The sequence below is a fragment of the Terrabacter aeriphilus genome (assembly GCF_039542985.1).
Lineage (GTDB): Bacteria > Actinomycetota > Actinomycetes > Actinomycetales > Dermatophilaceae > Terrabacter > Terrabacter aeriphilus.
Map to the genome: position 1 here is coordinate 46,930 of NZ_BAABIW010000004.1, position 13,813 is coordinate 60,742.

At 72.0% G+C, this 13,813-nt stretch carries 13 protein-coding genes and 2 tRNA genes; 7 read left to right on the forward strand and 8 right to left on the reverse strand.

Annotation, left to right across the window (positions count from 1 at the left end; genetic code table 11):
* Positions 1 to 3: 3 nt before the first annotated feature.
* The 4 genes from ABD979_RS01830 to pknB all read left to right on the forward strand — a co-directional run bounded on the left by ABD979_RS01830 (position 4) and on the right by pknB (position 6,350).
* Positions 4 to 1,506: a PP2C family protein-serine/threonine phosphatase gene (locus tag ABD979_RS01830; RefSeq protein WP_345505722.1), complete on the forward strand. Its 1,503-nt coding sequence runs from the start codon at positions 4 to 6 to the stop codon at positions 1,504 to 1,506.
* Positions 1,503 to 2,900 carry an FtsW/RodA/SpoVE family cell cycle protein gene (locus ABD979_RS01835; protein ID WP_345505723.1) on the forward strand — a complete coding sequence of 466 codons (1,398 nt, stop codon included), beginning with the start codon at positions 1,503 to 1,505 and terminating at the stop codon, positions 2,898 to 2,900. Before ABD979_RS01830 ends, ABD979_RS01835 begins: the two co-directional genes overlap by 4 nt.
* A complete protein-coding gene (locus tag ABD979_RS01840) occupies positions 2,897 to 4,357 on the forward strand; it encodes a peptidoglycan D,D-transpeptidase FtsI family protein (RefSeq protein ID WP_345505724.1) in 1,461 nt (486 codons plus the stop codon). The genes ABD979_RS01835 and ABD979_RS01840 overlap by 4 nt, the downstream gene beginning before the upstream one ends.
* Before the next feature lie 133 nt (positions 4,358 to 4,490).
* The gene (pknB, locus tag ABD979_RS01845; protein ID WP_345505725.1) at positions 4,491 to 6,350 is read left to right on the forward strand and encodes a Stk1 family PASTA domain-containing Ser/Thr kinase; all 1,860 of its coding nucleotides are present in this window, start codon (positions 4,491 to 4,493) and stop codon (positions 6,348 to 6,350) included.
* Between the two features lie 79 nt (positions 6,351 to 6,429).
* Here the strand turns inward: pknB and ABD979_RS01850 are convergent, their stop codons facing one another.
* Together ABD979_RS01850 and ABD979_RS01855 are read right to left on the reverse strand one after the other, a co-directional pair.
* Entirely contained in the window at positions 6,430 to 7,059 is a 630-nt protein-coding gene (locus ABD979_RS01850) for an aminodeoxychorismate/anthranilate synthase component II (protein ID WP_345505726.1), read from the reverse strand.
* A 71-nt stretch (positions 7,060 to 7,130) separates the two neighbouring features.
* Complete coding sequence (locus tag ABD979_RS01855; RefSeq protein WP_345505727.1) at positions 7,131 to 7,940, reverse strand: DUF881 domain-containing protein; 810 nt, start codon at positions 7,938 to 7,940, stop codon at positions 7,131 to 7,133.
* 163 nt (positions 7,941 to 8,103) lie between these two features.
* Here ABD979_RS01855 and ABD979_RS01860 point away from each other — a divergent pair, with 163 nt between their 5' ends.
* Positions 8,104 to 8,355: a cell division protein CrgA gene (locus ABD979_RS01860; RefSeq protein ID WP_345505728.1), complete on the forward strand. Its 252-nt coding sequence runs from the start codon at positions 8,104 to 8,106 to the stop codon at positions 8,353 to 8,355.
* A 317-nt stretch (positions 8,356 to 8,672) separates the two neighbouring features.
* On the opposite strand, the gene ABD979_RS01865 is transcribed toward ABD979_RS01860, so the two are convergent.
* The 3 genes from ABD979_RS01865 to ABD979_RS01875 form a co-directional block, all read right to left on the reverse strand.
* Entirely contained in the window at positions 8,673 to 9,257 is a 585-nt protein-coding gene (locus ABD979_RS01865) for a P-loop nucleotide/nucleoside kinase family protein (protein WP_345505729.1), read from the reverse strand.
* A gap of 19 nt (positions 9,258 to 9,276) precedes the next feature.
* Positions 9,277 to 10,260 carry a rhomboid family intramembrane serine protease gene (locus ABD979_RS01870; RefSeq protein ID WP_345505730.1) on the reverse strand — a complete coding sequence of 328 codons (984 nt, stop codon included), beginning with the start codon at positions 10,258 to 10,260 and terminating at the stop codon, positions 9,277 to 9,279.
* 92 nt (positions 10,261 to 10,352) lie between these two features.
* On the reverse strand, positions 10,353 to 10,871 hold the full coding sequence (locus ABD979_RS01875) for a peptidylprolyl isomerase (protein WP_345505731.1): 519 nt from the start codon (positions 10,869 to 10,871) through the stop codon (positions 10,353 to 10,355).
* A gap of 119 nt (positions 10,872 to 10,990) precedes the next feature.
* Between ABD979_RS01875 and ABD979_RS01880 the strand changes: the two genes are divergently transcribed.
* Positions 10,991 to 11,653, forward strand: a complete 663-nt coding sequence (locus ABD979_RS01880; protein ID WP_345505732.1) for an antitoxin — start codon at positions 10,991 to 10,993, stop codon at positions 11,651 to 11,653.
* A 122-nt stretch (positions 11,654 to 11,775) separates the two neighbouring features.
* Positions 11,776 to 12,963: a hypothetical protein gene (locus ABD979_RS01885; protein ID WP_345505733.1), complete on the forward strand. Its 1,188-nt coding sequence runs from the start codon at positions 11,776 to 11,778 to the stop codon at positions 12,961 to 12,963.
* A gap of 350 nt (positions 12,964 to 13,313) precedes the next feature.
* On the opposite strand, the gene ABD979_RS01890 is transcribed toward ABD979_RS01885, so the two are convergent.
* From ABD979_RS01890 to ABD979_RS01900, 3 genes are all read right to left on the reverse strand, one after another.
* A tRNA-Ala gene (locus ABD979_RS01890) sits at positions 13,314 to 13,389 on the reverse strand.
* 16 nt (positions 13,390 to 13,405) lie between these two features.
* The gene (locus ABD979_RS01895; protein ID WP_345505734.1) at positions 13,406 to 13,585 is read right to left on the reverse strand and encodes a DLW-39 family protein; all 180 of its coding nucleotides are present in this window, start codon (positions 13,583 to 13,585) and stop codon (positions 13,406 to 13,408) included.
* A gap of 28 nt (positions 13,586 to 13,613) precedes the next feature.
* A tRNA-Ile gene (locus ABD979_RS01900) sits at positions 13,614 to 13,690 on the reverse strand.
* Positions 13,691 to 13,813 lie beyond the last annotated feature (123 nt).

Genomic DNA, 13,813 nt, shown 5'->3' on the forward strand with positions numbered 1-13,813 from the left:
CCGGTGGCCATCGCCCTGCGCTACGCCGCACGCTCCGACCTCGGGCTGGGACCCAAGTCCCGCAACGAGGACTCGGGGTATGCCGGCCCCAACCTGCTCGTCCTCGCCGACGGGATGGGTGGGCACGCCGCGGGCGATGTCGCGAGCTCGATGATCGTCGGCGAGCTCGCTCCCCTCGACGAGGAGGACGTGACGGCCGACCAGGCCATCGCGCTGCTCGAGGAGTCGCTGCACTCGGCCAACGCCAAGCTGACCTCGGCGATGCGCGAGAACGCCGAGCTCGCCGGGATGGGCAGCACGACGATCGTCATGCTGCGCACCGGCAACAAGCTCGCCATGGCCCACATCGGCGACTCGCGCGCCTTCATGCTGCGCGGTGAGACCTTCACGCAGATCACCAAGGACCACTCGTTCGTCCAGCAGCTCATCGACGAGGGCCGGCTCTCGCGCGAGGAGGCGAGCAGCCACCCGCAGCGCTCGGTCGTGACGCGCGTCATGACCGGCCAGCCCGACGACGAACCGGATACCTCGCTGCGCGAGGCCAAGATCGGCGACCGCTTCCTGCTCTGCTCCGACGGCCTCTCCGACTTCGTCGGCGCCGACGTCATCGAGGAGATCCTCCGCGCGGCCCGCACCCCCGACGAGGCAGCCGACCGCTGCATCGAAGTGGCGCTCAAGGCGAGCACGCGCGACAACGTCACGGTCATCGTGGCCGAGGTCGTCGACGCCGACGGCGACGACCTGCCCGGCACGGTGCCGCAGGTCGTGGGCGCGGCGGGCAAGCGGCTGCGCAACCGCACCCGGGCCATCCCGACGAGCCCGGCCGCCAAGGCGGCCGCGCTCTCCCGCGAGGCCACCGGCCGCGCCGACGCCGACGACGACGGCCCCGAGCTCGCCGAGGACGGCGGCCGCTCGCGCCGGTCGCGGCTCGTGCGCGCCTCCCTGGGCGTCGTGATCGTGGCGGCGGTGCTCGGCGCCGGGGGCTACGCCGCGTGGGCGTGGTCGCAGAAGCAGTACTTCGTCGCGGCCGACGGCGCGCACGTCGCGATCTTCCGGGGCGTCTCGCAGGACCTCGGGCCGATCCGGCTCTCGCACGTCGAGTCCCCGTCCGACGTGCTCGTCTCCGACCTCCCGGCCGACGTGCAGGGCTCGCTCGGCAACACCATCCCGGCCCGCGACCTCGCGGACGCCGAGACGAAGGTCGCCGCCCTGCGTACCGAGGCGGAGCGCTGCCAGCGCCTCGCCCTCACCGGCACGCCGTGCGGCACGACCCCCACCCCCTCCACGGTGCCGACGACGCCAGCCACCCCGACGCCGGGCTCGACGACGCCGGCACCCGGCTCGACGACGCCCGCGCCGGGCACCACGACGCTCCCGACCAACCCGTTCTCGACGCTGCTCCCGACGATCCGGCCCACGACGCCCCGCATCGGGGGCACGCCGACGACCCCGCCCCCCGTGGCGGTCGGCGGGTCCACGACGAGCCACGCGGGAGGTCGTGCATGACGACCACTGTCGAGCCCCTCGTGCCCCGCACCCGTCGCAACGCCGAGCTGCTGCTCCTGCTGCTCGCCGTCGGCATCGTGCTGCTCGCCTGGGTGACGACCGACCTCAACCGCAACGGCACCGTCCCGGCCAACGTCATCCCGGTGGCCGGCGGCTTCACCGTGCTCGTGCTCGTCGTGCACCTCGTGCTGCGCTGGAAGGCCGCCTACGCCGACCCGGTGCTGCTCCCGATCACGACGGTGCTCAACGGGCTCGGCCTCGTCATGATCCACCGGCTCGACCTCGCCCGCGCCAGGCTCGGCACCGACGGCGACGCCTACCGCCAGCTGATCTGGACGACGCTCGCCGTCGTGCTCGCCGTCGTCGTCCTCTTCGTGCTGCGCGACCACCGCCTCCTGCGCCGCTACACCTACATCAGCATGGCGGCCGGCTTCGTGCTGCTGCTCCTGCCGCTCCTGCCCGGATTCGGGCGCACCATCAACGGCTCGCAGATCTGGATCTCGGTCGGTCCGCTCAACTTCCAGCCGGGCGAGTTCGCGAAGATCGCCCTCGCGGTCTTCTTCGCCGGCTACCTCGTGCAGACCCGCGACGTGCTCTCGCTCGCGGGCCGCAAGGTGCTCGGCTTCACCTTCCCCCGCGGGCGCGACCTCGGCCCGATCCTCGTCGCGTGGGCCCTCGCCCTGCTCATCCTCGTCTTCCAGAAGGACCTCGGCTCGGCCCTGCTCTTCTTCGGCCTCTTCGTCGCGATGCTCTACGTCGCGACCGAGCGGACCTCGTGGATCGCCATCGGGCTCATCCTCTTCGGCGCGGCCGTCGCCTTCGCCCTGTCGGCGTTCAGCCACTTCCAGAAGCGCGTCGACCTCTGGCTCGACCCGTTCTCGCAGGAGAGCCTGGAGCGCTCGAACCAGCTCGCCAACGGCCTCTGGGGGATGGCCTCGGGCGGGCTCACCGGCACCGGGCTCGGCGCCGGCCGGCCCTACCTCACCTCGTTCGCCGAGAGCGACTTCATCTTCCCCAGCCTCGGCGAGGAGCTCGGGCTCTTCGGCTCGGTGGCGATCATCGTGCTCTACCTCATCTTCTGCCAGCGCGGCATCCGCACCGCCCTCGGCGTGCGCGACGGCTTTGGCAAGCTGCTCGCCATCGGCCTCGCCTTCTCGGTGGCCTTCCAGCTCTTCATCGTCATCGGCGGCGTCACGCGGGTCATCCCGCTCACCGGGCTCACGACCCCGTTCATGTCGCTCGGCGGCTCCTCGCTCCTCGCCAACTGGGTGATCATGGCGCTGCTGCTGCGCATCTCCGACCAGGCCCGCCGACCGATGCCCGACATGCCCGTCGGCGTCGCGGCCGACGAGCCCGCGCCCGCCGAGGTGACCCAGGTGGTGAAGCTGCCGTGAACACCCCGATCCGCCGGCTCTCCGTCGTCATCGCCTGCCTCTTCACGGCGCTGCTCGTCGCCTCGACGGTCGTGCAGTTCGTCCAGGCGAAGTCGCTCGGCGCCATGTCGACGAACAAGCGCACGCTGCTCGACACGTACTCCCGCGAGCGCGGCTCGATCGTCGTCGGCGGCCAGGCCGTCGCCAAGTCGGTGCCCGTGCAGGACCAGTACCGCTTCCTGCGCAGCTACCCCGCGGGCGAGCTCTACGCCCAGCTGACCGGCTTCTACTCGTATGCCGTCGGCGCCCCCTACGGCCTGGAGCACGCCGAGGACGACCTGCTCTCGGGCGACGCCGACGCGCTCTTCGTGCGCCGGGTCACCGACCTCATCACCGGGCGCAAGACCTCGGGCGCGACGATCGAGCTGACGATCGACCCCAAGGCCCAGGCAGCCGCCGACCAGGCGCTCGGCGACAGCAAGGGCGCCGTCGTCGCGCTCGACCCGAGGACCGGCGCGATCCTCGCCATGGTGAGCCACCCGACCTACGACCCCAACCCGCTCTCGAGCCACGACCTCGGCAAGGCGGCCAAGGCCTGGCAGTCGCTCTCGACCGATCCCGACAAGGCCTACCTCAACCGGGCCATCAGCGGCGTCTACCCGCCCGGCTCGACCTTCAAGGTCGTGACCGCTGCGGCCGCGCTCGAGAACGGCGTCGCCAGCGACGAGAACAGCACGGTGCCCGGCCCCGCCGAGCTCGACCTGCCCCTGACGAGCACCCCGCTGCCCAACGAGGACGACCGCGCCTGCGGGCCGAACGACGAGACCACCCTGATCCACGCGCTCGAGATCTCGTGCAACACCGCGTTCGGCTCGCTCGGTCTCGAGCTGGGCGGCGAGAAGCTGCGCGCGCAGGCAGCCAAGTTCGGCTTCGGCGACTCCCTCCAGGTGCCGATGCGCGTGGCGACGAGCTCGGTGCCGGCCGACCTCAACGCGCCGCAGTCGGCCCAGGCCGCGATCGGGCAGTACGACGTGCGCACCACCCCGCTGCAGATGGCGATGGTCGCGGCCGGCATCGCCAACGGCGGCAGCGTCATGACGCCCTACCTCGTGCAGTCGGTGCGCAGCGCCAACCTCGACGTCATCTCCTCCGCCCCCGACCCGGTCGAGCTCTCGCAGGCGGTCTCGCCGGAGACGGCGTCGACGCTGACCAAGATGATGGTCTCGGTCGTCGACAACGGCAGCGGCGCGCGCGCCCAGATCAACGGCGTCGAGGTGGCCGGCAAGACCGGCACCGCCCAGCACGACCCGAAGAAGCCGCCGCACGCCTGGTTCATCTCCTTCGCCCCGGCCACCGACCCGAAGGTCGCCGTCGCCGTCGTCGTCGAGGACGGTGGCGTGACGGGCAGCGAGGTCGGCGGCGGGCGCGTGGCCGCCCCCATCGCCCGCGACGTCATGGAGGCGGTGCTGAGCCGATGAGCCACCGACGCGGACCCACCGACCACCCGAGCAGACAGACCAGCCCGACCAGCGCGGCCCCCGCGCCCGACGAGCGGATCGAGATGACGCAGCACCCGGACGACCAGTTCCCGAACGAGCAGAGGCGATCGACGTGAGCAGCGCACCCCGTGTCCTCGGCGGACGCTACGAGGTCGGTGAGCTGATCGGCCGTGGCGGCATGGCCGACGTCCACCTCGGCCGCGACGCCCGGCTCGGCCGGCAGGTCGCCATCAAGATCCTGCGGTCCGACCTCGCCCGCGACGCGAACTTCCTCATGCGCTTCCGGCGCGAGGCGCAGTCCGCCGCGGGGCTCAACCATCCCTCGATCGTGGCCATCTTCGACTCCGGCGAGGACGAGGACCTGCCCGACGGTCCCGGCGGCACCCGGGCGACGCTGCCCTACATCGTCATGGAGTACGTCGACGGCCAGACGCTGCGCCAGAAGGTCACCGACCACGAGCAGCTCGACCCGGCCGAGGCGATCCGCGTCACCGAGGGCATCCTCGACGCACTGGCCTACAGCCACCGGATGGGGATCGTCCACCGCGACATCAAGCCCGCCAACGTCATGATCACGAGCAGCGGTCACGTCAAGGTGATGGACTTCGGCATCGCCCGGGCCATCGCCGACACCGCCGCGACGATGACCCAGACCCAGTCGGTCGTCGGCACCGCGCAGTACCTCTCGCCCGAGCAGGCCCAGGGCCAGACCGTGGACGCCCGCTCCGACCTCTACTCGACGGGCTGCCTGCTCTTCGAGCTGCTCGCCGGCCGGCCGCCGTTCACGGGGGACTCGCCCGTCGCGATCGCCTACCAGCACGTCGGCGAGCTGCCGCAGCCGCCGAGCGTGTGGAACGACGCCGTCGGCGGCGACCTCGACGCCGTCACCCTGCACGCCCTGGCCAAGGACCGCGACGCCCGCTACCAGGACGCGACGGCCTTCCGCCAGGACCTCGAGAACGTGCGCCTCGGCCGGCAGATCAGCGCGGCCGCCCTGGGCACCGCAGCGACCGTCGGCGCCGCCGCCACCCAGACGATGCCGCAGGCGTATGCCGCCCCCGGCACCCCGACGGCGGTGCAGCCCGCCGTCGGCCGCCGACCTGAGAACACGGCCGGGCTGCCCGCCGTCGGGCACGAGGAGGACGAGCCGGAGGAGCGCTCGGGCAGCAAGGGCAAGGCGGCCCTGGTCACCCTGCTCGTGCTCGCCGTGCTCGGCCTCGTCGGCTGGGGCGCCGCGACCTGGTTCGGCAACCAGACACCCGACGTGCGCACGGTCGCCGTGCCGACCATCGAGGGCATGACGGAGGACGTCGCCGCGCGCACCCTGACGACGAACGGCCTCAAGGGCGACAAGAGCCTGGCCGCGGACAGCACGGTGCCCGTCGGCGAGGTGGTGAGCCAGGACCCGAAGGCCGGCACCAAGGTGGCCGAGCAGTCGACCGTCTCCTACGTCGTCAGCTCGGGGCCCGACACCGTCACCGTGCCCGACGTCACCGGCTCCGACAAGGACACGGCGCGCGAGGACCTCGAGAAGCTCGGCTTCGTCATCGTCGGGTTCACCGAGGAGAACACGCCCGACCAGGACAAGAACAAGGTGACCAAGACCGACCCGCCCGCGCAGTCGGTGGCCGCCAAGGGCTCGAAGGTGCGCATCTACTACGCGACCGGCAACGTCAAGGTGCCGACCAACCTCGTCGGCCAGGACTGGGCCCTCGCCGCGGTGGCCCTGCAGAACGCCGGCCTCGAGCCCCGCAAGACGCCCATCGAGTCGGACAAGAACCCCGACGAGGTGCTCTCGGTCGCCCAGGCCGGCGACGTCGTCAAGCTCGGCACCACGATCGAGGTCAAGGTCGCCCGGACGCCGAACTCGACGGTCACGATCACCCCGACGCTGCCCCCGACGACCCCGACGACCCCGACGACGCCCAGCGAGACGCCGAGCGAGACGCCGACCGGCACCTCCACGGGCTGAGCACCGCATCGGCAGCACACGGCATACGGCCTCGGCATGACGAAGGGCCCCTCCCCGGCGGGAGGGGCCCTTCGGCGTCTCAGACAGCGGCCGTGACGAGCGGGCTGAGCCCCGCCGAGCGCTCGACGGCGTCGCTGTCGCCGGTGAGGGCGAGGAAGTTGGCGAGCATGCGGTGCCCGCCCTCGGTGAGCACGCTCTCGGGGTGGAACTGCACCCCGTGCAGCGGCAGGTCGCGGTGCTGCACGGCCATGACGATGCCCGACTCGGTGCGTCCGGTCACGACGAGCTCGGCCGGCAGCGTCTCGGGCTCGATCGTCAGGGAGTGGTAGCGGGTGGCCGTGAAGGGGCTCGGGAGGCCGGCGAGCACCCCGGCGCCGTCGTGGTGCACGAGCGAGGTCTTGCCGTGCAGCAGCTCGGGCGCGCGGCCGACGCGCGCGCCGGCGACGACGCCGAGCGCCTGGTGGCCGAGGCAGACGCCGAACATCGGCTTCGCGAGGCGGGCGCACTCGCGGATGATGTCCATCGAGACGCCGGCCTGCTCGGGCGTGCCGGGGCCGGGGGAGACGAGCACGCCGTCGTAGTCGGCGGCGGCGGTGGCGGGCACGGCGTCGTTGCGCACGACGGTGCAGTCGGCGCCGAGCTGCTCGAGGTAGCCGACGATCGTGTAGACGAAGCTGTCGTAGTTGTCGACGACAAGGATGCGGGTCATGCCGGGCCTCCGGGGCTCGAGGGTGTGGCGCGGGTGGGCTGGGGTCGGTCGGTCTGGGTCGTGCGCGAGCGTCAGCGCATCGGGGTGGCGTACTGGAAGTCGACCGAGCCGGAGTAGGCCGGGAACTCGAGGGAGCCGTGGGTCGCCACGGAGTAGCCGAGGCCGACCGCGTCGACGTACTGCTTGTAGATCGTCACGGACGGGTCGGCGTCGAGGCCCTGCTGCATGCGCGAGACGTCGCCGATCGCGGAGATGCGGTAGGGCGGCGCGTAGACGCGGCCCTGCAGGATGAGGGTGTTGCCGACGCAGCGGACGGCGCTCGTGGAGATGACGCGCTGGTCCTGGATCATCATCGCCTCGGCCCCGGAGGCCCAGAGCGCGTTGACGACCGCCTGCACGTCCTGCTGGTGCACGACGACGTCGTCGCCGGTGAACCCGTCGGGCAGGGTGTCGCCCGAGCGCTTGGCGTCGTCGAGCGCGACCTCGAGGCCGGGCCCGCGCACGGCGGTCGTCGCGGTGGTCGGCGACAGCTCCTCGGCGCGGCGCGTGAGGCTCGAGAGGTGCTCGTCGGTGGGGGCGCTGGCCGTGGAGAGCGCCTCGACCTCGCGCTGGAGCGCGTCGAGCTGCTCGGCCGTGGCGGCCACGCGGTCGTCGCCCTCCATGATGAGCTGGGGCAGGTCGCGGTCGGCGCGCAGGTCGCGGCCCTGGGCGGCCTGGAAGCTCATCGCGAACATCAGCCCCGCGGCCGCGGTGACGAGCGGCACGAGCAGGCGCCAGGTGACGCGCGGGCTCGGCCGGCGGGCGGTGGCGGGCGGGGTGGGGTCGGTGGCAGCCGGGTCAGCCGTGCTCGCCGTGGCGACCGGCTCGATCTCCTCAGGCATGCGTCCCCCGCTCGCGCGGACCCTCCGCGCCGCCTCCATTGTGCCTCGTCGGACCCGGCACGCCGACCCGAGGCGGAGCTTTGCTGCCCGGGGCGCGCTGCGTTCGGCGACGTGGCGCGCCTTGTTGGTTACCCTTGCCTCAACTCAGAGCAAGGAGATTGCAGTGCCCGAGTCCAAAGGCCGCGACCACAAGGCGGCGGCCTACACCCCGCCCCGCACGAGCAAGGCCGCCGAGCCCAACCCCACCTGGTGGGCGCCCGTCTTCATCACGCTGCTCATCCTCGGGCTGCTGTGGATCGTCGTCTACTACGTGACCGAGTACAAGTACCCCATCGGCTCGATCGGGGTCTGGAACCTCGGGATCGGGTTCGTCCTGCTCATGGGTGGCTTCATCATGACGATGCGGTGGCGCTGACCGTTCGGGTCAGCACCCGCTGCGCCTCCGCCGGCACCAGCTCAGGGGCCGCCTCCGTCGTCGACGGGGGCGGCCCCTTCTGTGTCCACACCGCCCGCGCTCCGTGCACACCGCGGACGGCCCGGGTCGTCCACAGCTGTGGACGGTCCGGAGCACGCTGCGCGATTCCACAGCTGTGGACAACGCCCGTGCACAACTCTCACGGCGCCGGACGTGGCGTTGTCCACAGGGTTGTCCCCAGCTGGGGATGAATGACACGTGTGTAACTACATCCACAGGGTTGTCCACAGGCGGTGGACAACCCCCGTGCGCGCGCGTCAGCGGCGCGGCAGGCCCAGCTCGGCGACGACGCGCTCGGCCGTCGCGCGGGCGTCGTCGTGGGCGTTGTCCATCCGCAGGTGGCGATGCCCGGGCAGCAGCGCCCCTCCGTCCCGGGCCGGGTCGGTGCTGAAGCGTGCTCGGGACTCGAGGTCCACGACGTGCGCGCGGGCCCAGTCGACGTCACGCTTGCTGCGCTTGTGGTCCATCCGGTCGGGGCGGCCCTCCCGGGCGAGCCGGACCGGCTGCGGCGCGTAGAGCTCGACGACGTCGACCGGTGCGCCGGCCCGCTCGACCGGGGCGACGAGCTCGCGCAGGCCGGTGCGGTCGCCCGGGTGGTCGAGGTCGACGGCGACGGTGAAGACGAGCCCGGGCAGGTCGGCGGTGAGCGCCTCGGCGATGACCTCGCGCCGGATGAGGCCGTTGAGCCGCTGGAACGAGGGCGTGCCGAACTCGAAGATCCCCAGCAACGGCTCGATCGAGAGGTGGTTGTGGAACAGGCGGTAGCCGGTGAGGTCGCAGACGGCCCGCCCCACCGTCATCTTGCCGACGGCGGGCGGGCCGGTGATGCAGACCAGGTGCATGGCGGGCTCGATGAGCGGATCAGCCGAAGTTGCTCGAGTCGATCATCCGGATGGCGTCGGGAAGGCTGAGGTACTTGACCACCGTGACGGCCACCAGCAGGGCGAGCACGCCGCCGAGCGCGGCCCAGACGAGGTGGCGCACGTTCTGGCGGCGGAAGGCCACGACGGCGCCCGCGCAGACGACGCCGGTGACGAGGCCGCCGAGGTGGGCCTGCCACGAGATGTTCGGGTAGAGGAAGCCGAAGGCCGCGTTGATCGCGATCGTCGCGTACATCGCCGTCGACGAGCGCCCGAGGTGCCGGTTGAGCACGAGCAGGGCGCCGAAGAGGCCGAAGATCGCGCCGGACGCACCGACGACCGGGGCGAGCCAGGCGTCGTCCCGACCCGTCTGCAGACCGAGGAGCGTCGGGGTGCCGGCGAGCAGCGTGACGGCGACCTGGCCACCGATGCCGCTGATCAGGTAGAGCGCGGCGAAGCGGGCCCGGCCGAGCATCGGCTCGAGGTACTGCCCGAGCGACCACAGCGCGAACATGTTGAGGAAGATGTGGAAGAACGTCGACGGCGAGTGCAGGAAGGCCGCCGAGACGAAGCGCCACGGCTCGGTCCAACCGAGCGCCGGGAGGAAGCTGAAGTCGGCCGTCACCTGGCTGCTCGCACGCTGCGCGAGGTAGACGAGGGCGCAGATGCCGATGATCGCGTAGGTGACGACCGGGGTGCCGTCGGTCGCGCGGCCGCCGAAGACGGTGCGCGCGCCGGGCGTCGTGAGGGCGGCCTCACGCACGCAGTCGACGCACTGGATGCCGACGGCCGCCGGCCGCTGGCACTCGGGGCAGGCCGGCCGGCCGCACCGCTGGCACCGGACGTAGGCCTCGCGGTCGGGGTGGCGCGGGCACACGGACGGACCGGCAGCGGGCTGCGGGACCCCCGCCGCGGCAGGCGGCTCGCCGGAGCGGCCGGGCTGCCACGGCTGGCCCTGCGATTCGCTGGTCGGGTTCTCTGACATCGGGTTCCCCCTGCCGGTCGCGTCCGTGTGGTCGGGCTCGATTGCTCGAGCTCCTGGTGTCGAGCTCAGAGGTTCGAACTCGGCGGAGCTGCTCAGTCCTCGATGCTCACCGAGTTGATGACGACGTCCTCGACCGGCTTGTCGTTCTGGCCGGTCGGGACGGCGCCGATCTTGTCGACGACGTCGCGCGAGGCCTGGTCGGCGACCTCGCCGAAGATCGTGTGCTTGCCCTGCAGCCACGTCGTCGCGGCCGTGGTGATGAAGAACTGCGAGCCGTTGGTGCCCTTGCCCATGCGCTTGCCGGCGTTGGCCATGGCGAGGATGTAGGGCTTGGTGAAGTCCTTGTCGGGGCTGATCTCGTCGTCGAACGCGTAGCCCGGGCCACCGAAGCCCTGACCGATGGGGCAGCCGCCCTGGATCATGAAGTTCGGGATGATGCGGTGGAAGATCAGGCCGTCGTAGAACGGGGTCGGGTTCGTGCGACCGGCGTCGTCCTTGTACTCCTTCTCACCCTTGGCGAGGCCGACGAAGTTCTCGACGGTCTTGGGCGCCTGGTGCTCGAAGAGGTCGATGACGATGTCACCGTGGTTCGTGTGCAGGGTTGCCTTCATGAGCCCAATCCTCGCACGACCGAGCACGTATGCCGTGCGCCCGGGTATGCGACGGACGGCGGCGGAACGCTCGGGGTGGACCCACCGTTGGCCAAGGAGAAGGATCGTCCCCACCACAGGTGCAGGACTCGACCCAGGAGCCGCCGGCCCGCCCGGCGCAGGACGGAGTGCCGATGTCGTTTCTCGACAAGCTGAAGAAGAAGGCCGAGGAGCTCGACCTCGAGACCAAGGCCAAGCAGCTGCAGGAGGCGGCCACGCAGGCCGCCGCCCAGGCCCGCGAGAAGGCCGGCGACTTCGCGGCCGAGAACCGCGAGAAGATCGACGGCTACGTCGAGACGGCCTCGGCCAAGATCGACGAGAAGACCGAGGGCAAGTACGCCGACAAGGTCGCCAAGGTGCGCGAGCAGGTCGACCGCGGCGTCGACAAGGTCGCCGAGGGCCACGGGCCGGGAACCACGGCGGCCGGCGCGGCGACGTCCGGCACCTTCCCCGTCGACCCCGACGCTCCCGAGCCGGTGACCGCGAGCCACCTCGACCCCCCCGAGCCGATCGACCCGCCGGCGCCCCTGCACGAGCCCGGCTTCGACGCCGCGGCCGCCGACCTCCCCGTGCCCACGCAGGAGGCCCTGCGCGACACCGCGCTGGAGGACACGGTGCTCGGTCTCGACCACCCGCCGACGGCCACCACCGCCCACCCCGGCGCGGCCGCCGACCTGCCGACCCCCGAGGACGCCGAGGGCACCGGGCACGCTCCCGCGCCTCGTCAGGACCCCCCGAGCTGAGCACGACCGTGACGGGCGGGCCCGGCCACACCACCGCACGGCACACGTGCTCGGTAGCAGCCGGTGCCGCGCGTCGCGGAAGTTGGCAGGATGGGTAAGAACTTCAGGACCTAGGAGGACGAATGTTCGGAACCAAGCAGTCCCGCGCGGAGGCTGCCGTGGACCAGGCCCGTGACGCGGCGGCCGATCTCGGCGCCACTGCGGGCGACCATCTCGAGTCGCTGCGCGACAGCGCCAAGGACACGGCCGGTTCGGCCGCAGCCGCGGCCAAGGACCGCGCCGCAGCCGCGCGCGACGCCGCTCGCGACGCGGCGGACAGCGCGCTGCACGACGCGGCCGACGTGACGCGTGACCGGCTCCACGCCGCCCGTGCCGCGGCCTCGCCCGTGCTGCACGACGCCGCCGACACCGCGCGCGAGCGCCTGACCGACGCGGCGGCCACGGCCAAGGACGCTGCCGGAGACGCTTTCCACGAGGCGGCCGGCCGCGCCAAGCCGCACGTGGAGCACGCTCAGTCGACGCTCGTCGACAGCGTGCTGCCGAAGGTCGGTGCCGCGCTCGCCTCGGCCGCCGCCGCCATCGCTGCGGGCGCCGAGCAGGCTCGGGACGCGGCGACGCCGCACCTCGAGCAGGCCGCCTCGCAGGCCAGGGAGACGGCCGCCGTCGGCGGGCACCGCGCGCAGGACGCCTACGCCGTGCTCAAGGGCGACGCCGTGGCCAAGCGCAAGCGGACCCGTGGCCGCTGGCTCATCGCGATCGGCCTCACCGCCGCCGCGGTGGCTGCCGTCGCCGCGTTCCGCAAGCAGCAGCAGGCCGACGACCCGTGGGCCACGCCGCTCGACTCGCGGGCGGGCACCGACGGGGGCCTGAAGGACAAGGCGGCCGAGCAGGTGGGCCACGCCAAGGAGGCCGTCAGCGACGCCGCGAGCAAGGCCAAGGAGAAGGGCGCCGAGCTCGCCGACGCCGCCAAGGACAAGGCCGGCGACCTGGCCGCCAAGGGCCAGTCGGCCCTGGCCGACGCCAAGGACCGCTCGGGCGAGGCGATCGACGAGGCCTCCGACGCGCTCGAGGACGCCGCCGACAAGGCGGGCGACAAGGCCGACGAGCTGGCCTCGAAGGCCGGCGACACGGCCGACGAGCTCGCCGCCGAGGCGGAGGGCCAGGTCACCGCGGTCGACCCGAGCCCCGACTCCGACGCCATCACCTCCGACGCCGTCGAGGGAGGCACCATCAACGGCGCCTCGACGACCGACTCGTCGCGCGGCTCGGCGAAGACCCGCGCCGAGCGCGGCGACGACGCCGGCAGCTGACGTACCGCCCTCGGGCGCGATCGAGCAGCACACAGAGAAGGACCCGGGTGCCAGAGGCATCCGGGTCCTTCTCTGCTTGAGCTGGCTCGCACCGACAGGGGGACAGCGCGAGCCAGCACAAGCAGAAGGGCTGGGCGCGGTTCGTGCGGGCCCAACCCTTCGCTGCATCACAGTCTAGACGGAGAAACACCGGGAGCGCGAGGGGTTCGATGAAGTTTGCATCACACCGTGGTCCGCATCACGGACCATTTCACCGCAAAACGCCTCGAACGCAGCACACCGAGAAAGACGCAACCCACCGGGATCGGATCGCGGTGGGTTGTGGCCTGCTCGGTGTGTTGCGGACGAGATGGTGGAGCCAAGGGGACTCGAACCCCTAACCCCCTGCTTGCAAAGCAGGTGCGCTACCAATTGCGCCATGGCCCCCGGCTGGGGTGCGGCCTCAGGACGAGGTGGAGGCCTCGTCGGCCGCCGGAGCACTCGCGGCCGGGGCAACCGGTGCGTGCACGTCGTCGGTGGCCTGGGACCAGAGGTCCTGCTCGGCCTTCTGCTGGCTGGCCTTCTTGCGGAGGAACACGAGACCCGCGACGGCTCCACCGACGAGGGCGAGACGCTTGAGCATTCGTGGATCCTCTCCGTGGTGGCGGTGATGGTGGGCCTAGGAGGACTTGAACCTCCGACCTCTTCCTTATCAGGGAAGCGCTCTAACCGTCTGAGCTATAGGCCCATCGTCACCTTCACGCGCTCGGTCAGCCCCGTCGTGGACGAGAACCGGACGCGAGGGCACACGTTACCCGATGCCCCGGGCCTCACACAAAACGGCCCCCACCGAGGCGGTGGGGGCCGTTTT

Coding starts and splice junctions, on each gene's coding strand:
- ABD979_RS01885 (WP_345505733.1), top strand. CDS start 11,776: ATGTTCGGAACCAAGCAGTCCCGCGCGGAGGCTGCCGTGGACCAGGCC.
- ABD979_RS01895 (WP_345505734.1), bottom strand. CDS start 13,585: ATGCTCAAGCGTCTCGCCCTCGTCGGTGGAGCCGTCGCGGGTCTCGTG.
- ABD979_RS01835 (WP_345505723.1), top strand. CDS start 1,503: ATGACGACCACTGTCGAGCCCCTCGTGCCCCGCACCCGTCGCAACGCC.
- ABD979_RS01870 (WP_345505730.1), bottom strand. CDS start 10,260: ATGTCAGAGAACCCGACCAGCGAATCGCAGGGCCAGCCGTGGCAGCCC.
- ABD979_RS01855 (WP_345505727.1), bottom strand. CDS start 7,940: ATGCCTGAGGAGATCGAGCCGGTCGCCACGGCGAGCACGGCTGACCCG.
- ABD979_RS01850 (WP_345505726.1), bottom strand. CDS start 7,059: ATGACCCGCATCCTTGTCGTCGACAACTACGACAGCTTCGTCTACACG.
- ABD979_RS01875 (WP_345505731.1), bottom strand. CDS start 10,871: ATGAAGGCAACCCTGCACACGAACCACGGTGACATCGTCATCGACCTC.
- ABD979_RS01865 (WP_345505729.1), bottom strand. CDS start 9,257: ATGCACCTGGTCTGCATCACCGGCCCGCCCGCCGTCGGCAAGATGACG.